Here is a 22,475-nt window from a genome sequence, read left to right as displayed (position 1 = left end):
AACTATAGCTAAGCGCAGAAGCAGCGTCAACAGGTTTTTTGCAGAAAAGTGCGAGTTTTGACAAAAAACACAGACAACCCGCTGATTTACAAACAATTACCCGATTAAACTATTTTGCAGACTATCGCAAAACCCGCCGCCTACCCGCCCGTCAGCGCCCCGCCCCGCCAGCCAAATATTCAAATACCGCCTTTTTACGCCTGATTTTTATATTTACCCGCTTTTGAAACGTTAACGGCCGCCTGACGGCGGCCGCTGACGCGGACAAGGTTGGCCGCAATCCTGCGGCCAACCTTGTACTTATAGTACGTAGCGCGCCAGGTCCTCGCGCTGCGCCAGCAGGTCCAGCTTGCTGTCGACGTAGCCGGCATCCAGTTCGAAGCGGCCGGCCTTGCCGTCGAAGGCGATGCTCTCCAGCAGCTTCTCCATCACGGTATAGAGACGGCGCGCACCGATGTTCTCGGTCTTCTCGTTCACCTGCCACGCGATCTCGGCCAGGCGCTGGATGCCGCTGTCGGCAAACACCAGCTCGATGCCTTCGGTGGCCAGCAGCGCCTGGTACTGGCGGGTGAGGCAGGCGTCGGTGCTGGTGAGGATGGCCTTGAAGTCGTCGACCGACAGCGAGTCCAGCTCGACGCGGATCGGAAAGCGGCCTTGCAGCTCCGGGATCAGGTCCGACGGCTTCGACAGGTGGAAGGCGCCGGAGGCGACGAACAGGATGTGGTCGGTCTTGATCATGCCGTACTTGGTGGTGACGGTGGTGCCCTCCACCAGCGGCAGCAGGTCGCGCTGCACGCCGGCGCGCGAGATGTCGGCGTTGTTGCCCTCGGCGCGGCTGGTGACCTTGTCGATTTCATCGAGGAACACGATGCCGTTCTGCTCGACATTGCGCAGCGCCTCGGCCTTGATCTCTTCGTCGTTGACCAGCTTGGCCGCCTCTTCGTCGATCAGCAGCTTGTAGGCTTCGGCGATAGTCAGCTTGCGCGTCTTCTTCTTGCCGGCGTTGAGGCCCTGGAACAGGCCCTGCAGCTGGCTGGAGAAATCCTCCATGCCCGGCGGGCTCAGGATTTCCATCCGGGCCGGCGCTTCGGCCAACTCGATCTCGATTTCCTTGTCGTCGAGCGCGCCCTCGCGCAGCTTCTTGCGGAATTTCTGGCGAGTGGCGCCGTCTTCCGGCTTGTCGCCGGCAGTCTCTTCGGTGAAGAAACCGGCGGCCGGTCGCGGCCGTGGCAGCAGCACGTCGAGGATGCGCTCTTCGGCGCCGTCTTCGGCGCGGTGGCGGTTGCGCACGATGGCGGCGTCGCGCGCTTCCTTCAGCGCCACTTCCACCAGATCGCGAATGATGGTGTCGACGTCGCGGCCAACGTAGCCGACCTCGGTGAACTTGGTGGCCTCCACCTTGATGAACGGCGCGTTGGACAGCCGCGCCAGGCGGCGGGCGATCTCGGTCTTGCCGACGCCGGTCGGCCCGATCATCAGGATGTTCTTAGGGGTAATTTCACTCTTCAACGGCTCGGCCACCTGCTGGCGGCGCCAGCGGTTGCGCAGGGCGATGGCGACGGCGCGCTTGGCGGCCTGCTGGCCGATGATGTGCTTGTCCAGTTCGTGGACGATTTCCTGTGGCGTCATGGTGGTCATGGAGATATCCGCAGTAAAGGTTGGCCGCAACTCAGCCCAGGGTTTCGATCAGGTGGTTGTGATTGGTATAGATGCAGATGTCGCCGGCGATCTCCAGCGACTTCTTCACCACCACTTCCGGATCGAGATCGGTGTTCTCGAACAGCGCCCGCGCCGCGGACTGGGCGAAGGCACCGCCGGAACCGATGGCGGCGATGCCCTGCTCCGGCTCCAGCACGTCGCCGTTGCCGGTGATAATCAGCGTCGATTCGCTGTCGGCGACGATCAGCATCGCCTCCAGCCGGCGCAGCATGCGGTCGGTGCGCCAGTCCTTGGCCAGCTCCACCGCCGAGCGCACCAGATGGCCCTGGTGTTTTTCCAGCTTGGCCTCGAAGCGTTCGAACAGGGTGAAGGCGTCGGCCGTGCCACCGGCGAAGCCGGCCAGCACCTTGTCGTGATACAGGCGGCGCACCTTGCGCGCGGTGGACTTGATCACGATATTGCCGAGGGTTACCTGGCCGTCGCCGCCCAGCGCCACACGCTGGCCACGGCGCACCGATACGATGGTAGTTCCGTCAAACTGCTGCATTCACTGCCCCACTGAAAAAGCGACCACGGGATGTCGATCGTCCTTTTCAATATGTAGTCAGCGGCGCATTAATCAAGCGCCCGGTCCTCGCCCGCCAGCAACGCCAGCCCCCCCTCACCACCACGCCGAAGTTGACCCGTTGCCACGTCATCGATAATATAAATAGGAATTACTATCAAGATGATTTGCAATGGAATCCTCGTTTTCACGCTACGCCATGCTGGCCGCCATCACCGCCGGCCACGTCGGCCTGCTGCTGTCGATGAGCCATGCCGCGCAACCAGCGCAGCCGCCACAGCCGCTGCCAATGGAAATGGTGACCATTCCGGCACCGCCGGCACCGGACATCCGCCCGCAACCGCCCGCAACCGCCAAGACGGCCAGCCCCAAACCGCGCAAGGCGGCACCGGCACCGCGGCCGTTACCGGCGCCCGCCAAGCCGTCGCCGAAGGCGATCACCACCGACACCCGTGCCGAGGCCGTCACCAGCAAGACACCCGCCGTAGCCGAGGCACCAGTCGCCAGCCGTAGCGAGCCCGCGCCACCGGCCCCGCCGGCACCGGTCGTCCCGCCTACCCATGCAGGTGGCCATCTGGACAATCCACGCCCGGTGTATCCGCCGCTGTCGATCGAGCTGGGTGAATCCGGTCGCGTCGGTTTGCGCGTGGTCGTCACGACCGAAGGACGCGCCATCGATGTCAGCCTTTCCCAGTCCAGCGGCTTCCCGCGCCTCGACCGCGCCGCGCTGCAGGCGGTGCGCAACTGGCGCTTCCGCCCCGCCATGCGCGGTAACGTTCCAATACAGTACCCCCACAGCTTTTTTATTGAATTTGATCTGAGCAAAGCCTAAACCATGAACCTGATGCTGACTTTCCAACAGGGCGACGCCATTCTGGTGTCGGTATTCCTGATCCTGATCGCGATGTCGATCCTCACCTGGTACTTCATCGCGCTGCGCGGCTGGCGCGCGTGGCAGGTACGGCGCGACAACCGCGCCTCGGAAGCCACGCTGTGGGCGGCCGCGTCGTGGACGGAAGTGGAAACCGCACTGCAGCACAGCGAGGCTCCGGTCGCGCGCCTGACCCAGGACGGCCTCGGCGCGCTGCGCCAGTATCGCCAGCACAGCACCAGCTCGCTGGGCCAGAGCTGCAGCCTGGACGAATACCTGACCCGCGCGCTGCGCAAACGCCTGGCGCAGGAACAGCAGCAGCTGGAAGGCGGCATGACCTTCCTCGCCACCATCGGCTCCACCGCGCCGTTCATCGGCCTGTTCGGCACGGTGTGGGGCATCTATCACGCGCTGGTCAACATCGGCACCCAGGGCCAGGTGTCGATCGCCACCGTCGCCGGCCCGATCGGCGAGGCACTGGTCGCCACGGCGGCAGGGTTGGCCGCAGCCATTCCGGCGGTGATGGCCTACAACACCTTCGTGCGCCTGAACCGCGTCATCAACCAGGACATGGACCACTTCACCCACGACCTGCACGCGCAGCTGCTGACCCGCGGAGGTGAAGATGGCGTTCGGTAGTTTTGACAAGGGCGCCGACGCGCCGATGGCCGAGATCAACACCACGCCGCTGGTCGACGTGATGCTGGTCCTGCTGGTGGTGTTCATCATCACCGCGCCGCTGCTGACCAATGCGGTGAAGCTGGACCTGCCGCAGGCCAGCGCCGCGCAACACCAGGACAAGCCGCAGGCGATCCGGCTGGTGATCAACGCCGAGGGCAAGATGTTCTGGAACGACGCGCCGGTGGAATCCGGCGTGCTGCGTAGCCGCTTTGCCGAGGCCGCTGCGGCCAACCCTGAAGTCGAGCTGCACCTGCGCGCCGACAAGTCGGTGCGCTACGAACTGGTCGCCATCACCCTCGCCGATGCGCAAAGCGCCGGCGTCAGCCGTATCGGCTTCGTTACCGAAGCCGACTGATTTTCGGCTAACTGATTTTTCCCGCGCGTACCATCCCTGACGCCACGGCCCGCCGGCCGTGGTGCGGGGCGCGTGTTGTCTTCAACCTTGCACACGGACCACCACAACAATGAAACGGCATCTCACCTCCTCTGCCGCCATCGCGCAGAAAAAACGACCGAACAAAATGCTCGCCAGCGTGCTGGCCGTCAGCCTGGCGCCGGGCCTGGCGCTGGCCGACGATGCCAAGAGCAGCGATACCGCGCAACTGGAAACCATCAAGGTACAGGCGGAACAGGCACCACGTGGCAGCTACAACGCCGCCACCACCACGCTGGGTAAGCAGAAGCAGGCATTGAAGGATGTACCGCAGGCGGTCTCGGTGGTCACCCGCCAGCTGATCGCCGACCAGGGCGACATCAACATGAAGGACGTGCTGAAAAATGTGTCCGGCATCACCTTCGTCGCCGGTGAGGGCGGCCGCTCCGGCGACTCCATCATCCTGCGCGGCTTCTCCGCCTTTGGCGATACCTACCGCGACGGCCAGCGCGACGTGGCGCAGTACAACCGCGACCCGTTCAACGACGAGCGCATTGAGGTGCTGAAGGGCGCCAGCTCGATGCTGTTCGGCCGCGGCTCCACCGGCGGCGTGATCAACCAGGTCAGCAAGACCCCGTTTGCCGGCGAACAGGTGGAACTGTCCACCACCATCGGCACCAACGATTTCTATCGCGGCACCGCCGACATCAACCAGGCACTGTCCGACACCGCCGCCATCCGCCTGAACGTGATGGCCACCAATGACGGCAGCCCGGACGGCATCAGCGAATCCAAGCGCCACGGCATCGCGCCGTCGATCGCCTTCGGCCTCGGTGAACCGACCACCATCGTGCTGTCGCACATGCAGCTGAAGGAAAACAACACCCCGATGCTGGGCGTGCCGTTCGACCCCAACACGCTGCAGCCGATCGACGTGCCGGTGGACCGCTACTACGGCCTGCAGGGCATGAACAGCGAGGACATCACCGCCGACATCAGCACCGTGCGCGCCACCCACAAGCTGGACAGCAAGAACGAGATCGCCGCCCAGCTGCGCGTCGGCCGCTATGACCGCCAGGTGATCGTGTCGCAGCCACAGCTGCGCAACTCGCCGGCCGGCACCCCGGTCACCGATGCCACCCAGCTCGGCTACAGCGGCAAGCTGCGCGGTTCGCTGAACGAGACCCAGTCGCTGAGCGTCGATTACAACGGCAAGTTCGACACCGGCAGCCTCAGCCACGAACTGCTGGCCGGCGTGGAATTCACCCGCGAAACGCAGAACGCCTACAGCATCCGCGCCAGCAGCGCGGTGCCGAACGTGGTCGGCAGCGTCGGCGATCCGGAAGGCTTCTACACCGGTGGCTACACCCGTCACCGTTCCAACGACTTCGTGACCCGCAACCTGGCCGCCTACGTCACCGACACCGTGGCGCTGAACCAGCAGTGGAAGGTGATGGCCGGCCTGCGCATGGACCAGCTGGAAGGTACCTACAAGACCTACAACACCACCACCGGCGTGCAAACCGGTAGCAGCAAGCGTGACGATCGCGGCCTCAGCTACCGTACCGGCCTGATCTGGCAGCCGACCAAGGAATCCAGCTACTACCTCGGCTACAGCAGCCTGATGAACCCGTCCGGCGAGGCCTACCAGTTCGACCTGTCGGCCGGCCTGACCACCGACAAGCAGCAGCCGGAGCGCAACAAGCACTACGAAATCGGTGCCAAGTGGGATCTGGCCGACGGCGATGCCACCCTGCGCGCCGCCGTGTTCCGCACCGAGAAGCTGAACGAACGCAACACCGACGCGCTGTCGCCGGACGTCGCCATTCTCTACGCCAAGCGTCACACCAATGGCGTCGAAGTGGAAATCGCCGGCCGCCTCAGCGAGAAGTGGGAAGTGTTTGCCGGTGCCACGCTGATGGATCCGAAGATCGACCAGGGCTGGGCCAACAACGCACCGACCGACGCCAACAAGGGTGCCGTGCCGAAGTACACGCCGAAGAAGACCGCCAATATCTGGACCACCTACAAGGTGACCGACAAGGTCACCGCCGGCGTCGGCCTGTACTACACCGGCAAGCGCTACGTGGCCGACTCGCAATCGGTTGGCGGCCAACCGGTGAAGTTTGACGCCAGCAAGGCCCGCTTCGCACCGAGCTATGTGCGTGCCGACGCGATGCTGTCGTACGAGGAGCGCAAGTACAATGTGCGCCTCAACGTCAACAACCTCACCAACAAGAAGTACTACGACGCACTGTACGGCGGCCATGCCTCCGCCGCATCGCCGCGTGAGGTGCAGCTGACCGTGGGCTACAAGTACTAAGCCCGCGCGCCTTGCGGCCAACCTTGTCGTGCACAGGTTGGCCGCAAGGCCGTTTTGGCGAGCACGGCAGAACGCTCGCCAAAACGCTGGCAGGATGCGCCACCCCGTCCCCTGCGTCTGCCAACCCCGTTTTGATCAGGAAACCCCATGCTGCTGCACATCCCCGAAGTCCTCACCGCCGAAGAACTGTCCCACGCCCGCATGCTGCTAGCCAATGCCCAGTGGCAGGACGGCCGTGCCACCGCCGGCCACCAGGCGCTCGACGTCAAACACAATCTGCAACTGCCGCCGCAGGGCGAGACCGCGCGCGAACTGGCGGCGCTGGTACAGCGCGCGCTGGCGCGCAATGCGCTGTTCATGTCGGCGGCGCTGCCCAAGGTCACCATGACGCCGATGTTCAACTGCTACCAGGGCGGCATGACCTACGGCAATCACGTCGACAATGCCATCCGCAGCGACCCGCTCTCCGGCCAGTACGTGCGCACCGACGTGTCGTGCACGCTGTTTTTCAGCCATCCGGACGAGTACCAGGGCGGCGAGCTGGTGGCGGAAGACACCTACGGCCTGCACAGCGTCAAGCTGCCGGCCGGCGACATGATCCTGTACCCGTCCACCAGCCTGCACCGGGTGGAGCCGGTCACCGCCGGCGCGCGGCTGGCCTCGTTCATGTGGACGCAGAGCATGATCCGCGATGACGCCAAGCGCGCGATGCTGTTCGACATGGACATGTCGATCATCGCGCTGCGCCAGCAGGTCGGAGACAGCGAGGAAGTGGTGAACCTGACCGCGCTGTATCACAACCTGCTGCGGATGTGGGCGGAGATCTGAGCGGACGCCGTTGCGGCCAACCCTGGCCGCAAGGCAAAAAAAACCCCGCCGGATCATGATCCGGCGGGACACCGTGAGACAGAGCAAACCCTGACAAACAGGGCGATACAGCCAGTACCCGGCGACGCCGGACACCGTGGCGATCCGCCGCAGCACGACCCATTCGTTGCTGCGACATCACGCCTACCACACACCTGTCGGACAGGGCAGGTTCCTCATGATGCGCTTGCCGGCATCGCCGCAAGCACACCCTTCATTCGTCTGGCCACCCGCCGCAAGCGGGTCATGCCAAAAAAGCAGGCAGAACAAAAACAATCTTGCGCCGGAGCAGCGCATGAGAATATTGCATTGCTCAAAAATAACGCACCTCGGCAAGGGGCGCCGCACAGTGCGCTAAGTCATTCATCTTTATCGGCAGCGCGCTAGAGAATACGGGCAAGACCCATAGTTGACAAAGCATTAATACGCATGTTTACCATGCATAAAACTCATGGCGAATCCGTAGATGAAACTCCCTCCCCTCAATGCCTTGCGCGTGTTCCTGGTCGCCGCCGAACAGCTGTCGTTCACCCGCGCCGGCGACACCCTGCACCTGACCCAGGGCGCGGTCAGCCGCCACATCCAGTCGCTGGAGGCGCACTACGGCTTGCAGCTGTTCGTGCGCCAGGCGCGCGGGCTGGCGCTGACGCCGGAGGGCATGGCGCTGCTGCCGGCGGTGCGCGACGCCTTTCACCGCATCGAGGCGGCCAGCGACGCCATCAACCGCCGCAGCCGCGAGCTGCGCATCAAGACCAGCCCGTCGATCGCCGCGCGCTGGGTGCTGCCCAAGCTGGCCGGTTTCCGTGCCCGCCATCCGGAGCTGATCGTCAGCATGATCTCGATCACCGGCTTTGACCCCAACTTCAAGAGCCGCGAGTACGACATCTCGTTCCAGGCCAGCCTGACGAAAGAACCGGGGCTGGTCTACCACCGCCTGCGCCCGGCGCGCTTCATCCCGGTCGCAGCACCGGCACTGCTCGGCAACGCCACGCCGCCGGCACCGGAAGCGTTCCGCGACTACCCGCTGCTGCACCCGTCGCACGACGACAACTTCTGGCATCACTGGTTTACGTTGGCCGGAGTGCCGGTGAGCGGCAATCTCGACGCCTACACCTTCGACACGCTGGATCTGGCGATCACCGCCACCCTGCGCGGCATGGGCATCACCCTCGCCGACGAGAGCATGATCGGTGAGGAACTGGCCAACGGCAGCCTGATCGCGCTGTCCGACATCGCGCTGCAGACCGAGTGGGCCTACTACCTGATCTACCCGCAGGAGCTGGCCGACCTGCCGAGCGTGATCGCGTTCCGCGACTGGGCGCTGGCGGAATTTGCCGAAGCGAGCGCCGGCACCGGCTGATGCCGGCGCTCGATGTGAGGCAAAAGGGAAAATCCGGGGAAAAAGGCAGGACGGCAACGCCGCAGGGGAAACCGCTCGCCACCAGCGGCCGCGCTAGCCGCCGGCTCAGACGGCCAGTTGCTGGCTGTCGCGCCCGTCGCGCTTGGCCTGCAGCAATGCGGCATCGGCACGGTTGAGCAGCTCGGAATAACTCTCGCCGTCGCCACGGTACTGCGCCAGCCCGGCGCTGACCGTGATCGACAGCACCTCGTCACCGACGCGCACCTTCAGCTGGCTGATGCAACCGCGCACGCGGCGGACGATGTCGTCGGCCAGCGCCAGTGTCGACTCCGGCAGGATGATCAGGAATTCCTCGCCACCCCAGCGGCCGCACAGGTCGTATTCGCGCACCTCCGCCTCCATCACCCGCGCCGTCTCGATCAGCACGGTATCGCCGACATCGTGGCCGTGGCCGTCATTGATGCGCTTGAAGCGGTCGATGTCGAGCATGGCGACGCAGAAGCTGTGGCCCAAGCGTTCGCTGCGCTCCATCTCCGCCTTCAGGCGCTCAATCAGCGGGCGGCGGTTGGCCAGCGCGGTGAGCGGGTCGTGGGTGGCCGCTTCCTTCAGCGCGATGTTCAGCTCGCGCATCATGTGCTGGTAGCGGTCGGAAATGCGCGCCACCTTTTCCAGCTGGCGCAGCTGCTTGTCGAAGCGCTCGGCCAGGCTCAGCTCGCGCTGCCGCGCCATGCTCTGGTAGGCGTCCGACATGCGGGTGATGCGCTCCATGCGGTTGAGCAGCTCGCGGTACTGGAACCACAGCTGGCCCAGCGCGAAATTGAGCGGATGCTCGCGCAGGTCCGGATCCGCCAGCAGGCGCTTGATCAGCTCTTCCAGCTCGCCGTTGTCGCGGCTCATGATGCGCTGGCTGCCGAATCCAGCGCGACAATGGCAAACGGGAAGGTGCAGTCTTCCTTGAATTCTTCGGCCAGTTCCGCCACCCGCTCGTTGCGCGGGTCATAGCGCCAGTTCACCGCCACCGGTTTGCCGTCGTGGTGCGCTTCTTCCAGCAGGTCGAGAATGTCCATCATCGCCTTGATGCTGCTGGTATTGAGGTACAACAGGCGCAGCTCCAGCGTCAGCGGACGGCCGGCTTCCAGCAGGAAGCGCTCGACCCAGCTGAACACCTGCTGGAACAGTTCGTAGGAGTTTTCCGGATAGGAATCCCCCTGCATCGACAGGGTGCCGTGGTCCCAGTCGCCGTCGATGGCGGGAGTGGATTGACTGCCGGGGATGGAGAAGTTGCTCATCTTCTGGGTGCTCGGTAATGGTTCATATCTCGGCGCGCAGGCTGACAAAGGCGCGGCCATCGGTCAACTGGCGCAGGCTACCCTGCAGCGGCGCGCTGGACTTGCGGGCGATGTCGATCAGCCCCAGCCCGGCGCCGCTGGCGGCCTCGGCCTCGCGCGGCTTGCGCAGCTGCTCCTTGTAGCGCGCCTTCAGCGCCGCCTTGTCGAGGCCGGCCAGCTCGTCGATGCAGGCCAGCAGGGCCTCGCCGTCGGCCTGCTCGATGATGTTGCCGGCGGACACCACGTAGTGGCCGGCGTCGTTGCGCGCCACCACCACGGTGGCGCTGGCGTCGGTCTCGGTCCAGCCTTTTTGCTGCGCGTAGTGGCGGATGTTCTGTGTCAGCTCGATGTAGACGCCGAACACATCCATCGCCGATGACGGGTGCGCGTGATCCGCCGCCAGGTAGTTGCGCAGCGCATTGCCAATTTCCTCGATCAGGCTGCGCGAGATCGGGCCATTGAAGCACAGCATGATCTGCTGGCGGTTATAGCTCTCGCGCATGCTGAACAGGTCAAACGGTTCCATGGAAGCTCCCCCTGGTTGGGCATCAGTCAAAACGGAAACACAGCATGGTGATGTCGTCGCGCTGCGCGTGCCGGCCCTGGTACTCGGCCAGCGTGGCGCTGAATGCCTGCCCCTGCTCGTCCAGCGGCAGGCGCGCGTGGCGGCGGATCATCTCGGCAAAACGGCTGCTGCCAAAGCCGAAGCCCAGCTCGCCACCGGCCTGGTCGAGGAAACCGTCGGTGGTCATGTAGAAGCTGCGCCCGGCCTGCAGCGGCAACTGTGCATTCTGGTACTCGCCGATGCGTTTGTCACCAATGGCGCGCCGCGCGCCGGGCAGTTCGCCGACGTCGTCGCCGTCGCTGTAGTACAGCGCGATCTTGGCGCCGGCAAAGGTCACCGTGCGCGCCTGCAGGTCGACGCAGGCAAAACCGGCGTCCATATTGGTGGCCAGCACGTGGCCGCTGCGCTCCTCGCGCAGCATGCCGCGCAGGATTCGGTCGCAGCGGGTGAGGATGCCGGCCGGATCGTCCATGCCGATATCGACAATCGCCTGGTCGATGGCGGCGTGCGCCAGCATCGTCATCAGCGCGCCCGGCACGCCGTGGCCGGCGCAATCGACCACCCCGAACAGCAGGGTATGGTCGCCGGCACGGTAGACGTAGAAATCGCCGCCGACCACATCGCGCGGCCGCCACAGCACCGCGTGCTTCTCGCCCAGCGCCTGCACCAGCTGGCGGTCGGGCAGCATCGCACGCTGGATCAGGCTGGCGTAGTCGATGGAATCGCCGATCTTCTTGTGCGCGGCCGCCATCTCGCGGTTGGCCTCTTCCAGCGCGCGGGTGCGTTCGCGCACGCGGTATTCCAGCTCGCTGGTATGGCTGCGCACCTTGTTCGCCATCACGCCGAAGGCGGCGCTCAGCTCGCCGATCTCGTCGTCGCGCTCCGCCGGCAGCGCCACCTCATACTGCCCGGCCGCCATCGCCTGCGCCGACTTGCGCAGCTGGCTGATCGGGCGCAACACCAGCTTTTCCACCGCGTAGGCAAAGCCGAGCAGCAGCGCCGCCAGCAGCACAGCCAGTGCGATCAGCGCCGGGGTCAGCCACGGGCCGTCGAACACCCGCGCCGCATTGAGGTCCACCGCGGTCACCACGTGCCAGCCCAGCTCCGGGATGAAGCTCAGCGCCAGCAGCTGCTGCTTGCCGCCCAGCGTCGCCCACAGCATGGCCACCTCGCCGGGACGGGATTCGGCCTGCCGCATCGCCAGCCGCAGCGCCTGCTGCTCCTGGGCATCGCCCAGCTGCAGGCCGCCACGCGCCGCCTGCCCCTTGCCGGAGGCGGAGTTGAGCGCGATCAGGCGCGGATCGGGGTGCGCCTGGATCGCGCCCTGGCGGTTGAGGATCATCGGCGTGATGCCGGCCTCGCGGCTGCGGATGAAATCGTTGAGGAAGGTGGTCAGTTCCAGCCCGGTGCCGGCCAGGCCAACTTTCTGCCCGCCCTCGTGCACGATGACGTTGATCCACGCCTTGGTCACCTTCAGCTGGCTGTCGTGGTTGACGTTGATGTTGAAGGTGGCGGTATCGCGCAGGGTATTGAAGTACCAGCTGTCGTCGGCCTTGTCGGCGCGCAGCAGGTAGCGCGCGGATTCGGTGTGCGGGCTCTTGCCGTCGTTGAAGTAGTAGGCGTGCGTGCGGTTGCTGATCAGGAAGTAGGAGTGGTCGCGGAAGTCGCGGCGGTAGCCCTCCGCCTCGCGGAAGAACAGCTCGCGCTTGGCGATGTCGGTCTCGTCGCGCAGCCACTGGCGGGTGACCTCGGAATCGGCCAGCCGCAGCGACAGCGCCAGCTCGCGCGACAGCGGCGCGAAGATCTTCTCGCGCTGCAGCAGCGTGGTGTTGCGCGCGAACGCCTCGCCGAAGTGGGTGCGGATACTGTCCACCACCTGCCAGCCGATCAGCGCCGCCGGCACCAAGGCAATGACACAGGCCAGCAATAATGCCAGCAACGATTTTCCCCGCAGGCCCAGCATTGCCATGTAAATCTCATTTGTCGTTTGATAATCAATCGATTATGCCGTGCGCACTGCGGGGCGGCAATCAAGGCGCAGCGCTACGCACTGCGGCCAACCCTGCTGGCAGCAGGGTTGATGTAGTTATCAGCAAATGGCTGCATTTAAATAAAGCATTGACTATCAAATCACGCCAAATGACGGCGACAAAAAGCGACAGCCCGCGGGCAAGCCCCGGGCTGTCGTGATGCCGTCCGGACCGCTAACGCGCTACGCCGTCTGCGGTACGGCGGCGCGCCGCGACCCCAGCTGGTCAAACCACAGGTACAGCACCGGGGTGATGTACAGCGTGATCAGCTGCGAGAACACCAGCCCGCCGACCACCGCCAGACCCAGCGGCTGGCGCAGTTCGGCGCCGGCGCCCAGCCCCAGCGCAATCGGCAGCGCGCCCATCATCGCCGCCAGCGTGGTCATCAGGATCGGGCGCAGCCGCAGCAGGCAGGCGGTGCGGATGGCGTCGAACGGGGTCATGCCCTGCTCGCGCTGCGCCGCCAGCGCAAAGTCGATCATCATGATCGCGTTCTTCTTCACGATGCCGATCAGCATCAGGATGCCGATGCTGGCGATGATGGTCAGCTCCTGCCCGAACAGCATCAGCGCCCCCAGCGCGCCCATCGCCGCCGACGGCAGGCCGGCGAGAATGGTCAGCGGGTGGATGTAGCTCTCGTACAGCACCCCCAGCAACACGTAGATCACCAGCACCGCCACCGCCAGCAGCACGGTCTGGCTGCCCTGCGACTGGGCGAAGGCCGCGGCGTCGCCGCCGTAGCTGGTGAAGATGCTGGCCGGCAGGCCGATGTCGGCGGCGATCGCCTTCAGCCGGGTGTCGGCATCGCCCAGCGCCACGCCGGGGGCGAGGTTGAACGACACCGTCACCGCCGGCAGCTGGCCCTGGTGGTTGACCGACACCGGCCCGACATTGCGCTGTACGCTGGCCAGCGCCGACAGCGGCACCAGCGTACCGTTGCTGCTGCGCACCGACAGCCGCGTCAGGTCGTTCTCGTTGATGCGGTAGCGCTCGTCCAGCTGCATCACCACCGGGTAACTGTCCGACGGGGTGTAGATGGTGGACACCTCGCGCTGGCCGAAGGCGGCGTACAGCGTGTTGCGGATCGCCTGCAGGCTGACGCCGAGCTGCGCCGCCTGTTCGCGGTTGACCAGCAGCTGCGCCTGCAGCCCCTTGAGCTGGGCGTCGCTGGTCACATCCTGGAACATCGGCTCGGCGCGCATCGCGCGTTCCAGCTTGTCCGACCACTCGTACAGCGCCGCCGACTCCACGCTTTGCAGCACGTACTGGTAGCGGCTCTTGGAGGAGCGGCCGCCCAGGCGCAGGCTCTGCACCGGGTTGATGAACGAGGTCAGCCCGGTGACGCGGCCCAGCTCGCGGCGCAATTCGCCGACCACGCTGTCCATGTCCGGACGTTGGCCGCGCGGCTTCAGCGACACGAACATGCGCCCGCCGCCGCTGTTCAGCGACGAGGTGACGCTGGCGACGTGGCGGTTGTCGCGCACGATGTCGCTGGCGCGCTGCTGCAGCTCGGCCAGCCGCTGGTAGGACACGTCCTGGCCGGCATCGGTGATGATGGTGATCTGGCCGTTGTCCTCGTTCGGGAAAAAGCCCTTCGGGATCGCCATGAACATCCACGCCGAACCGGCGAAGGTCAGCAGCGCCACCAGCAGCGTGGTGCGGCGCCAGTGCAGCGCCCCGTCCAGCGTGCGCTGGTACGCCGCCAGCACCGCGGCGAAGGCGCGCTCGAAGCTGCGCGCCAGCGGATTGTGCAGCGTGCTGTGCGACTGGTCGCCGCGCAAAAAGCGTGCGGCCAACATCGGGATCAGCGTCAGCGACACCAGCGCCGACACCAGCACCGCCATGGTCACCACCACCGCGAATTCGTGGAACAGCAGCCCGATCACGCCTTCCATGTAGAAGATCGGGATGAAGATCGCCACCAGCGACAGCGAGATCGACACGATGGTGAACGCCACCTCGCGCGAGCCGCGCAGCGCCGCCTCCAGCGCCGACAAGCCCTGTTCGCGGTAGCGCACGATGTTCTCCAGCACCACCACCGCGTCGTCGACCACCAGCCCCACCGCCAGCGTCAGCGCCAGCAACGTGATGTTGTTGAGGCTGAAGCCGAGGAAGAACATCAGCGCCAGCGTGCCGATGATGGACACCGGCAGCGACAGCGCCGGGATCGCCGTCGCCGCTGCGCGCTGCAGGAAGATGAAGATCACCATCACCACCAGCGCCACCGTCAGCATCAGCGTCAGGTTGACGTCGTGCACCGCCTCGCGGATCGACTCCGAGCGGTCGCTCAGCGGCGCGATGCGCACCGAGCCGGGCAGCTGCGCCTCAAGCTTCGGCAGCGCGGCGCGGATGGCATCGACCACCGCCACGGTATTGCCGTCGGCCTGGCGGAACACCGCCAGCACGATGGAGCGCTCGCCGTTGACCCAGCTGCCGGTCTTCAGGTTTTCCACGCTATCCTCCACCGTCGCCACCTCGGCCAGCCGCACCACGCTGCCCTGCCGCTGCGCGATCGCCAGCGCGGCGAATTCGGCGGCATTGCGCAGCTGGCGGTTGCTCTGGATGGTGAGGATCTGCGCCGGACCTTCCAGCGTGCCCAGCGGCGTGTTGACGTTGGCCGCACGCACCGCGGTGGCGATGTCTTCCAGCGTCAGGTCCAGCGCCGCCAGCTTCTGCGGATCCGGCTTGATGCGCACCGCGTAGCGCTTCTGGCCGAAGATCTGCACCTGCGCCACGCCCTCCAGCGTCGACAGCGTCGGCGACACCAGGTTTTCGGCGTAGTCGTTGAGCGCGGTCAGCGCCAGCGACGGCGAGTTCACCGCCAGCAGCAGGATGGGCGCGTCGGCGGGGTTGACCTTGCGATAGGACGGCAGCTGCGTCATCTCGGTCGGCAGGCCGCGCTGCGCGCGCAGCAGCGCGGCCTGCACGTCGACCGCGGCGGCGTCGATGTCACGGCCAGAGACGAACTCCAGCGTGATCGAGGTACTGCCCTGGGTGCTGCTGGAGCTGATGATGTTGATGCCGGGAATGGTGGCGAACTGCTTTTCCAGCGGCGTGGCCACCGACGAGGCCATGGTTTCCGGGCTGGCGCCGGACAGGTTGGCGGAGACGTTGATAGTCGGCGTGTCGAAGCTCGGCAACGCGGCGATCGGCAGCCGCCCCAGCACCAGCAGGCCGCCGATCACCAGGCTCAGACACAGCAGCACCGTCATCACCGGACGGCGGATGCACAGTTCGGACAGGTTCATCATGGCGCCACCCCGGCCGCGGCGGAGGCCTCCGCCGTGCGGCCAACGTTGGCCGCAGGCGGCGGGCAGCTGGCTGCCGTTTCAGGCTGGGCGGCCGGCGCCGCGCGCGACTTGGCACGGGCTACCGTCACCGTCTCGCCGGGGCGCACGTTCTGGCCGCCGCTGCTGATCACCGCCGTGCCGGGAGCCACGCCACGCACGATGGCCAGCTCGTCCTGCACCGCCAGCAGCGTCAGCGGCAGACGCCGCACCTTGTTGTCCTTGCCCACGCCATAGGTGAACTGGCCATCGGGGCCGGTCACCAGCGCCGCCACCGGCAGCGCCACCGCGTCGCGGTAGTGGCCGGCATCCAGCGTCACGCGCACGAACTGCCCCGGCCACAACGCCTTGCCGGCATTGGCAAACTGCGCCTTGAGCAGCACGTTGCCGTTGCTGCTGTCCACCGCGCTGTCGATGAAGCTCAGCTGCCCCTGATGGCAGCTGCCGTCGGCCTCGTTCAGCGCGTACACCGTCAGCGGCGCCTGCGCCTGGGCCTGGCGCACCACCGGCAGCTGCCGTTCCGCCAGGTAGAAGCTGACCGCCACCGGCGCGACGCGGGTGATGGTCAGCAGCGGGGTCGCCATCGACGGCTGCACCAGCGCCCCCGGCGACAGGCTGATGGCGCCGACCTGGCCGGCCACCGGTGCGCGCAGCGTCTTGCGCGCCAGTTGCACCTGCACCGCGTCGATCTGCGCGCGGTCGGCGGCCAGGTTGGCCGCCAGCGATTCCACCCTGGCCTGCACCGTGTCCAGCGCGCTTTGCGAGATGAACTGCTGCTGCTTCAGCTCCTGGCTGCGCGAGAGTTCGCGGCGGGCAATGTTCAGCTGCGCCTGGTTGGCGGCCAGCGCGGCGCGCGCCTTGGCCAGCTCCGCCCGCTCGGCGGCGGCATCCAGCTGCACCAGCACCTCGCCCACCACGACCTGCTGTCCTTCGCGCACGCGGATGGCGGCAATCACGCCACTGTCCTGCGGCCGCAACTCCAGCCGGTCCAGCGCGGTGACATTGCCGTTGGTGCTGAGGCGGATGCTGGCCGGCGCGCTGCTGACCGGGCTGAGCTCGACGCTGGTGGCGCGCTTGCCGCGCGCGGCGTCGGCCGGTGCCGAGGAGTTGGCACCCTGCTGCCACCAGATGGCGCCGCCCAGCGCCGTGATGACCGCCACCGCCAGGAGGGGTTTGTGCTTCATGACTATGCCTGCCGTTAAGCCCGCGCCTACCACGGCGGCCACAGGCGGAATGAATCCGGGGCCGGCGCGGACGCGGGGAACATGAGAAGTAGGAATTCACTGCGTAACACGCAGAGTAACGGCTAACCATGAAATCCGGGAGCGGCAATTCGTTAAGAAATCTTGGATGGCATGGCGAGGCCGTGCCGCGGCCAAGCATCAGCGCACGTGCTGGTGGAATTGCTCCAGCTCCGCCAGCGGCATCGGCCGGCCGTACAGGAAGCCCTGGTACAGCTCGCAGCCGTGGTCGTAGAGGAATTGCTGCTGCGCCTCGGTTTCCACCCCTTCCGCCACCACCTGCAGCGACAGGCTGCGGCTGATCGACAGGATGGCGGTGACGATGGCGGCATCGTCGGCGTCGCTGGTCATGTCGCGGATGAAGCTCTGGTCGATCTTGATCTGGTCCAGCGGCAGCTTTTTCAGGTAGGACAGCGAGGAATAGCCGGTGCCAAAGTCGTCCATCGAAAAGCGGATGCCCATCTGGCGCAGCTGGTTCATCTTGCGGACGGTGTCGTCGACGTTGTCGATGACGATGCTCTCGGTGAACTCCAGCTTCAGCCGGGCCGGCGGCGCGCCGGTTTCCGCCAGGATGGCACGCACCTCGTCGACGAAACCGGCGTGGCGGAACTGACGAATGCTGACATTGATCGACAGCGTCAGCGCCGCGTACTGCGGCTGGCGGGCCCAGCGCGCCAGCGTCTGGCAGGCGCTGCGCAGCACCCACTGCCCGATCGACAGGATGGTACCGGTCTCTTCCGCCAGCGGGATGAACTGGCTCGGCGAGATCCAGCCGACCTTGGGGTGATGCCAGCGCAGCAGCAGCTCGGCGCCGACCAGGCGGCCGCCGCGATCGACCTGCGGCTGGGCGTAGATCAGCAGTTCGTTCAGCTCCTGCGCGTGGTACAGCGCATTCTGGATCACGGCGCGGATCTCCAGCGCGTACTGCATCTCGATATTGTAGAAGCACAGCGTGTTGCGGCCGGCGGCCTTGGCGTCGTACAGCGCGAGGTCGGCGTGCTTGAGCAGGTCGTCCAGCGCGGCGTGATCGCCATGGAACAGGCTGATGCCGATACTGGCCGTGGTCTGGAACACGCGCGGGCTGTCCTTGCGTTCGAAGGAAAACGGCAGCCCGACCGCCAGTCGGATCTGCTCCGCCAGCTGCTCGGCGCGGCTGGCCGCCTTGGCCTCGTCCTTGGCCAGCCCTTCCAGGATCACCACGAACTCGTCGCCGCCGAGCCGCGCCACGGTGTCCTCGGCACGCACGCACTCGCGCAGGCGCAACGCGATGCACTGCAGGAAGCTGTCGCCGACATCGTGGCCCTGGGTGTCGTTGAGAGTCTTGAAGTGGTCGAGGTCGAGCAGCAGGATCGCCCCATACAGTGCGCTACGCTCGCTGCGCACCAGCGCGTAGCGCAGCCGGTCGAGGAACAGGCGCCGGTTGGGCAGCTCGGTGAGCACGTCCTGGAATGCCAGCGTGCTGATCTGCTGCTGGTAGGCCTTGCGCTCGCTGATGTCCTCGATAAAGCTGATGAAGTAGTGCGGCCGGCCATTGCCGTGGCGCACCAGCGACACCGTCAGGTTGGCCCACACCAGGGCGCCATCGCCGCGCAGGTAGCGTTTTTCCAGCTGGTAGGTGTCGATCTCGCCGGCCAGCAGTTGCGCCACCCGCGCCAGATCGGCATCCAGATCCTCGGGGTAGGTCACAGCCTGGAAGGTGCGCGCCACCAGCTCGGCGCGGTCGAGACCGAGGATGTCGCACAGCTTGCCGTTGACCTTGAGCAGACTGCCGTCCGGCGCCACCAGCGCGATGCCGACCGCGGCCTGCTCGAAGATCACCTCGAAGCGTTCGTCGCGCTCCTGCCGTGCCAGCAGCAGGTCTAGTTCGGCGCGGCGCAACGCCAGCTCCAGCAGCTGGCGCTGGTGATAGGTCCACAGCAGGCTGCCCATCACGAAAAAGCCGAGCAGCTGCACGCCGGCCAGCGTCAGCCCGGAGTCCACAAACAGCCGCCAGCCCTGCTGCCACGGCGGGATCAGCAGCAGCGACAGCGCCTCCGCCAGCCCGGCCCAGCAGCCGACCAGCAGGCCGAGGCGCAGCGGGTGCGCCACCAGCGGCATCGACGCCGGAAACGGCTGCGCCGCCAGCAAGGGCCGGCTCTGGTAGCGCAACAGCCACAGGGTACCCAGCAGGTTCAGCATCAGCCCGAACACGCCGGCCACGGCACCGGCGCCGCCCAGCTGCAACCGGTACAGGCAGCCGGCCAGCGCGGTAATGCCCCCCACCCACGGCCCGCCAAACAGGATGGCGACCGCGAGGATGGCGCCGCGCGCATCGAGGAACACCCCCGGCGCCACCGCAAACGGATAGGCCAGGGTATAGAGCATGGCGCCGGTAAAGATCAGCGCCAGCGCCGCATTGCGCCAGCGCAGCCGCGCGCCGGGGATGACCGCCAGCACCGCCACATACAGCCCGAACAGGCCGAGGATGGGTAACAGTGTTGGCAACAGTCCAAGCAGTACTGCCATAACCCGGCCTCTTCAACACACCACAGCACGCAATCGCGGCACCGCCAGCACGGGCCGCCCAGAAATGACATCGAAATAGCAATTGTCAGGTATCACTATAGCCAGCAATCCCCGCTTGCAAAGCAGAACCACTGCCAATTGTCATTGCCGCGCGCGCAACGTCGTCAGCGTGTCATGCAGCGGCGCCACACTGCCGCCAGCGCCGCATACCGGGGCTGAACGTTGGCCGCAGCATGCGGTCCCAGCCTTGTACGCCACGACGCCCCTGTAAACCGTCGCCCGGCGCCAGCTCACGCGGCGAGACCGGGCAGGGCCGAAAATGGTATGATATTGAGCGAGCAATTACTCTAAAGCTGACCTGCGGCCTGAATCGCGGCCCCCGGCAACACGGAAACGGACACCAAAGCAATGAAGTGCGTAGATGACTTTCGCCTGAAACTGGGCGACAAAGAGCTGGTCCCCATCATCACCGGTGGCATGGGCGTGGACATTTCCACCGCCGCGCTGGCGCTGGAAGCTGCCCGTCTTGGCGGCATCGGCCACATCTCGGACGCCATGGTGCCGACCGTTACCGACCGCCGCTTCAACACCAAGTACGTCAAGGACAAGCTGAAGCAGTACAAATTCAACGTCGAGAACAGCGACAAGTCGGTGGTGCAGTTCAACCTCGGCCTGCTGGAAGAGGCGACCAAGCTGCACGTTGGCCACACCATGGACGCCAAGCGCGGCGACGGCATGGTGTTCATCAACTGCATGGAAAAGCTGACCATGAACGCGCCGAAGGACACCCTGCGTGTCCGCATGCGCGCCGCCATGGATGCCGGCATCGACGGCATCACCCTCGCCGCGGGCCTGCACCTGGGCAGCTTCGCCCTGATCGAGGACCACCCGCGCTTCCGTGACGTGAAGCTGGGCATCATCGTGTCGTCGCTGCGCGCGCTGCAGCTGTTCCTGAAGAAGAGCGCCCGCACCAACCGCCTGCCCGACTACATCGTGATCGAAGGCCCGCTGGCCGGCGGCCACCTCGGCTTCGGCCTCGACTGGGCACAGTACGACCTGGCCACCATCGTCGCCGAGATCCGCGACTGGCTGGTCGAGCAGAAACTGGACATCCCGCTGGTCCCGGCCGGCGGCATCTTTACCGGCACCGACGCCACCAACTTCCTGGAAATGGGCGCCGCCGCCGTGCAGGTCGCCACCCGCTTCACCGTCACCCGCGAATGCGGCCTGCCGGAAAACGTGCAGCAGGAATACTTCAAGGCCAGCGAGGACGAGATCGAAGTCAACCAGATCTCGCCGACCGGCTACCCGATGCGCATGCTGAAGAGCAGCCCGGCGATCGGCGACATCATCCGCCCCAACTGCGAGGCCTACGGCTACCTGCTCGATGCCTCCGGCAATTGCCAGTACATCGACGCCTACAACCGCGAACACGCTGCCCATCCGGGCGAGCGCCGCGTGCGCATCTGGGACAAGACCTGCCTGTGCACCCACATGCGTAACTTCGACTGCTGGACCTGTGGCCACTACACCTACCGTCTGAAGGACACCACCCATCGCAACGCCGATGGCAGCTACCAGATCCTCAGCGCCGAACACGTGTTCCACGACTACCAGTTCAGCAAGGACAACCGCATCGCCCTGCCGGACGCCAGCGCCGCCGTCTGAACACCGCCCAAACAAAAAGCCGCCATTCCTCGGGAATAGCGGCTTTTTTTATTTGCGGCCAACGTTGGCCGCAACGGCTTACTTCGACTGCGGCTTCACCTGCTGCAGCAATTGCCCCAGCAGTGGATGGCCTTTGCCGGCGGACTTGCCGTTGTTGGAATCCTTGCCGAAACGGTCCGGCGATCCCTTCTTGCGGATATCGTCTTTCAGCTTGACTGCAGCCAGGCGCTGCATATCGAAATGATTGATCGGCATGACACTCTCCCAAAATGCGAACGCGGCAGTATGCGCCAGCCGCGCCGCAAAGTCCACGCCATTGCCCTCACCCTGGCACGGCAACACAAATAAAAACAGCGGCTTAGCCAGTCTCACCACAAACCGGCAACGACAAAGGGAACATCCGTGCGAAAAGCATTGTCTGTAACCGGACTATGGTTTAAACCAGAATCTCCCCTAAATAGAAAGGTCGATCATGAGCCTGTTCAATCAACTTGGCAGCTTGCTGGATAACGGCGGCGACAGTAACTGGTTAAGCAGTGCCAATACGCTGCTGGAACAAAACGGCGGTGTCAGCGGCCTGGTCGAGAAATTCCAGAGCGGCGGGCTGGGCGAAATCGTCAATTCCTGGGTCGGCACCGGCAGCAACCTCAGCATCACCCCGGAGCAGATCGAATCAGTACTCGGCCAGAGCCAGCTCGGCGATGTCGCCGCCAAACTGGGACTGGACAGCAGCCAGCTGTCGCAGCAGCTGGCCGACCACCTTCCGACCCTGATCGACAAGCTGACGCCGGGTGGCGAGCTGCCCGCCGACAACCTGCTGGCGCAAGGGCTGGACCTCGCCAAGGGGCTGTTCAACCGCTGAGCGCGGCGGAGGTATCCGCTGCCACCCCGGCAAGGCGAGCAAGGTTGGCCGCATCCCCAGCCCAACCCAAAGCCAAGCCCGGCCACCAGGCCGGGCTTGTTGTCGTCCGCAGTGCTTTGCATTGAGGGCGTGGTGGAAAGCACTTCGTTGGATCAGCGGCGGGAGAAGGCAGGAGATTGAATGGCGGCAGCAAGATCTGCGGTATTTGCTGCGCGCAAAGCACAAAGCCCAGCTTGATGTCTCAAGCTGGGCTTTGTTTAAGGGGCGTCTGGCGGTGTCCTACTTTCACA

General features: G+C 65.6%; 18 protein-coding genes. 8 read left to right on the top strand and 10 right to left on the bottom strand.

Going from position 1 to position 22,475, the window contains the following annotated elements:
* Nucleotides 1-300: 300 nt before the first annotated feature.
* The gene (gene hslU, locus NOM55_RS17070) at nucleotides 301-1,638 is read right to left on the bottom strand and encodes an ATP-dependent protease ATPase subunit HslU (RefSeq protein WP_255909847.1); all 1,338 of its coding nucleotides are present in this window, start codon (nucleotides 1,636-1,638) and stop codon (nucleotides 301-303) included.
* Between the two features lie 31 nt (nucleotides 1,639-1,669).
* Nucleotides 1,670-2,206, bottom strand: coding sequence for an ATP-dependent protease subunit HslV (gene hslV / locus NOM55_RS17065; RefSeq protein WP_047968318.1), 537 nt, complete (start codon nucleotides 2,204-2,206; stop codon nucleotides 1,670-1,672).
* 190 nt (nucleotides 2,207-2,396) lie between these two features.
* Here hslV and NOM55_RS17060 point away from each other — a divergent pair, with 190 nt between their 5' ends.
* The 6 genes from NOM55_RS17060 to NOM55_RS17035 all read left to right on the top strand — a co-directional run bounded on the left by NOM55_RS17060 (nucleotide 2,397) and on the right by NOM55_RS17035 (nucleotide 8,699).
* Entirely contained in the window at nucleotides 2,397-3,056 is a 660-nt protein-coding gene (locus NOM55_RS17060) for an energy transducer TonB (protein WP_255909845.1), read from the top strand.
* Between the two features lie 3 nt (nucleotides 3,057-3,059).
* The gene (locus NOM55_RS17055; protein WP_120809465.1) at nucleotides 3,060-3,734 is read left to right on the top strand and encodes a MotA/TolQ/ExbB proton channel family protein; all 675 of its coding nucleotides are present in this window, start codon (nucleotides 3,060-3,062) and stop codon (nucleotides 3,732-3,734) included.
* Nucleotides 3,721-4,131, top strand: a complete 411-nt coding sequence (locus NOM55_RS17050) for a biopolymer transporter ExbD (protein ID WP_047968321.1) — start codon at nucleotides 3,721-3,723, stop codon at nucleotides 4,129-4,131. The genes NOM55_RS17055 and NOM55_RS17050 overlap by 14 nt, the downstream gene beginning before the upstream one ends.
* Before the next feature lie 109 nt (nucleotides 4,132-4,240).
* The gene (locus NOM55_RS17045; protein ID WP_255909843.1) at nucleotides 4,241-6,472 is read left to right on the top strand and encodes a TonB-dependent siderophore receptor; all 2,232 of its coding nucleotides are present in this window, start codon (nucleotides 4,241-4,243) and stop codon (nucleotides 6,470-6,472) included.
* 147 nt (nucleotides 6,473-6,619) lie between these two features.
* The gene (locus NOM55_RS17040) at nucleotides 6,620-7,300 is read left to right on the top strand and encodes a Fe2+-dependent dioxygenase (RefSeq protein ID WP_255909841.1); all 681 of its coding nucleotides are present in this window, start codon (nucleotides 6,620-6,622) and stop codon (nucleotides 7,298-7,300) included.
* 505 nt (nucleotides 7,301-7,805) lie between these two features.
* A complete protein-coding gene (locus NOM55_RS17035; protein WP_082133835.1) occupies nucleotides 7,806-8,699 on the top strand; it encodes a LysR substrate-binding domain-containing protein in 894 nt (297 codons plus the stop codon).
* Between the two features lie 105 nt (nucleotides 8,700-8,804).
* Here NOM55_RS17035 and siaD read toward each other — a convergent pair whose 3' ends face one another.
* The 7 genes from siaD to NOM55_RS17000 form a co-directional block, all read right to left on the bottom strand.
* Nucleotides 8,805-9,596, bottom strand: a complete 792-nt coding sequence (gene siaD, locus NOM55_RS17030; RefSeq protein WP_120809468.1) for a biofilm regulation diguanylate cyclase SiaD — start codon at nucleotides 9,594-9,596, stop codon at nucleotides 8,805-8,807.
* Nucleotides 9,593-9,988, bottom strand: coding sequence for a biofilm regulation phosphoprotein SiaC (gene siaC / locus NOM55_RS17025; protein WP_047968325.1), 396 nt, complete (start codon nucleotides 9,986-9,988; stop codon nucleotides 9,593-9,595). The genes siaD and siaC overlap by 4 nt, the downstream gene beginning before the upstream one ends.
* A 22-nt stretch (nucleotides 9,989-10,010) precedes the next feature.
* Nucleotides 10,011-10,553, bottom strand: coding sequence for a biofilm regulation protein kinase SiaB (gene siaB, locus NOM55_RS17020; protein ID WP_047968326.1), 543 nt, complete (start codon nucleotides 10,551-10,553; stop codon nucleotides 10,011-10,013).
* A gap of 22 nt (nucleotides 10,554-10,575) precedes the next feature.
* Nucleotides 10,576-12,561, bottom strand: a complete 1,986-nt coding sequence (gene siaA / locus NOM55_RS17015; RefSeq protein WP_255909839.1) for a biofilm regulation protein phosphatase SiaA — start codon at nucleotides 12,559-12,561, stop codon at nucleotides 10,576-10,578.
* 243 nt (nucleotides 12,562-12,804) lie between these two features.
* Complete coding sequence (locus NOM55_RS17010; protein ID WP_255909837.1) at nucleotides 12,805-15,873, bottom strand: efflux RND transporter permease subunit; 3,069 nt, start codon at nucleotides 15,871-15,873, stop codon at nucleotides 12,805-12,807.
* Entirely contained in the window at nucleotides 15,870-17,093 is a 1,224-nt protein-coding gene (locus NOM55_RS17005) for an efflux RND transporter periplasmic adaptor subunit (RefSeq protein ID WP_255909835.1), read from the bottom strand. The genes NOM55_RS17010 and NOM55_RS17005 overlap by 4 nt, the downstream gene beginning before the upstream one ends.
* Before the next feature lie 198 nt (nucleotides 17,094-17,291).
* Entirely contained in the window at nucleotides 17,292-19,655 is a 2,364-nt protein-coding gene (locus NOM55_RS17000) for a bifunctional diguanylate cyclase/phosphodiesterase (protein WP_255909833.1), read from the bottom strand.
* A gap of 408 nt (nucleotides 19,656-20,063) precedes the next feature.
* Here NOM55_RS17000 and NOM55_RS16995 point away from each other — a divergent pair, with 408 nt between their 5' ends.
* The gene (locus tag NOM55_RS16995) at nucleotides 20,064-21,323 is read left to right on the top strand and encodes a nitronate monooxygenase (protein WP_255909831.1); all 1,260 of its coding nucleotides are present in this window, start codon (nucleotides 20,064-20,066) and stop codon (nucleotides 21,321-21,323) included.
* A 78-nt stretch (nucleotides 21,324-21,401) separates the two neighbouring features.
* On the opposite strand, the gene NOM55_RS16990 is transcribed toward NOM55_RS16995, so the two are convergent.
* Nucleotides 21,402-21,578 (bottom strand): hypothetical protein, encoded by a 177-nt coding sequence (locus NOM55_RS16990; protein WP_156168065.1) that lies wholly within the window; start codon nucleotides 21,576-21,578, stop codon nucleotides 21,402-21,404.
* A 217-nt stretch (nucleotides 21,579-21,795) separates the two neighbouring features.
* Here NOM55_RS16990 and NOM55_RS16985 point away from each other — a divergent pair, with 217 nt between their 5' ends.
* On the top strand, nucleotides 21,796-22,185 hold the full coding sequence (locus tag NOM55_RS16985; RefSeq protein ID WP_120809475.1) for a YidB family protein: 390 nt from the start codon (nucleotides 21,796-21,798) through the stop codon (nucleotides 22,183-22,185).
* Nucleotides 22,186-22,475: the final 290 nt, after the last annotated feature.

The sequence above is a fragment of the Vogesella sp. AC12 genome (genome assembly GCF_024437575.1).
Lineage (GTDB): Bacteria > Pseudomonadota > Gammaproteobacteria > Burkholderiales > Chromobacteriaceae > Vogesella > Vogesella indigofera.
This window is presented reverse-complemented; position numbering and strand designations above follow the sequence as displayed.

What these genes read in the sequence shown, in the direction of transcription:
- hslU (WP_255909847.1), bottom strand. Translation starts at nt 1,638, where the DNA reads ATGACCACCATGACGCCACAGGAAATCGTCCACGAACTGGACAAGCAC.
- hslV (WP_047968318.1), bottom strand. Translation starts at nt 2,206, where the DNA reads ATGCAGCAGTTTGACGGAACTACCATCGTATCGGTGCGCCGTGGCCAG.
- NOM55_RS17060 (WP_255909845.1), top strand. Translation starts at nt 2,397, where the DNA reads ATGGAATCCTCGTTTTCACGCTACGCCATGCTGGCCGCCATCACCGCC.
- NOM55_RS17055 (WP_120809465.1), top strand. Translation starts at nt 3,060, where the DNA reads ATGAACCTGATGCTGACTTTCCAACAGGGCGACGCCATTCTGGTGTCG.
- NOM55_RS17050 (WP_047968321.1), top strand. Translation starts at nt 3,721, where the DNA reads ATGGCGTTCGGTAGTTTTGACAAGGGCGCCGACGCGCCGATGGCCGAG.
- NOM55_RS17045 (WP_255909843.1), top strand. Translation starts at nt 4,241, where the DNA reads ATGAAACGGCATCTCACCTCCTCTGCCGCCATCGCGCAGAAAAAACGA.
- NOM55_RS17040 (WP_255909841.1), top strand. Translation starts at nt 6,620, where the DNA reads ATGCTGCTGCACATCCCCGAAGTCCTCACCGCCGAAGAACTGTCCCAC.
- NOM55_RS17035 (WP_082133835.1), top strand. Translation starts at nt 7,806, where the DNA reads ATGAAACTCCCTCCCCTCAATGCCTTGCGCGTGTTCCTGGTCGCCGCC.
- siaD (WP_120809468.1), bottom strand. Translation starts at nt 9,596, where the DNA reads ATGAGCCGCGACAACGGCGAGCTGGAAGAGCTGATCAAGCGCCTGCTG.
- siaC (WP_047968325.1), bottom strand. Translation starts at nt 9,988, where the DNA reads ATGAGCAACTTCTCCATCCCCGGCAGTCAATCCACTCCCGCCATCGAC.
- siaB (WP_047968326.1), bottom strand. Translation starts at nt 10,553, where the DNA reads ATGGAACCGTTTGACCTGTTCAGCATGCGCGAGAGCTATAACCGCCAG.
- siaA (WP_255909839.1), bottom strand. Translation starts at nt 12,561, where the DNA reads ATGGCAATGCTGGGCCTGCGGGGAAAATCGTTGCTGGCATTATTGCTG.
- NOM55_RS17010 (WP_255909837.1), bottom strand. Translation starts at nt 15,873, where the DNA reads ATGATGAACCTGTCCGAACTGTGCATCCGCCGTCCGGTGATGACGGTG.
- NOM55_RS17005 (WP_255909835.1), bottom strand. Translation starts at nt 17,093, where the DNA reads ATGAAGCACAAACCCCTCCTGGCGGTGGCGGTCATCACGGCGCTGGGC.
- NOM55_RS17000 (WP_255909833.1), bottom strand. Translation starts at nt 19,655, where the DNA reads ATGGCAGTACTGCTTGGACTGTTGCCAACACTGTTACCCATCCTCGGC.
- NOM55_RS16995 (WP_255909831.1), top strand. Translation starts at nt 20,064, where the DNA reads ATGAAGTGCGTAGATGACTTTCGCCTGAAACTGGGCGACAAAGAGCTG.
- NOM55_RS16990 (WP_156168065.1), bottom strand. Translation starts at nt 21,578, where the DNA reads ATGCCGATCAATCATTTCGATATGCAGCGCCTGGCTGCAGTCAAGCTG.
- NOM55_RS16985 (WP_120809475.1), top strand. Translation starts at nt 21,796, where the DNA reads ATGAGCCTGTTCAATCAACTTGGCAGCTTGCTGGATAACGGCGGCGAC.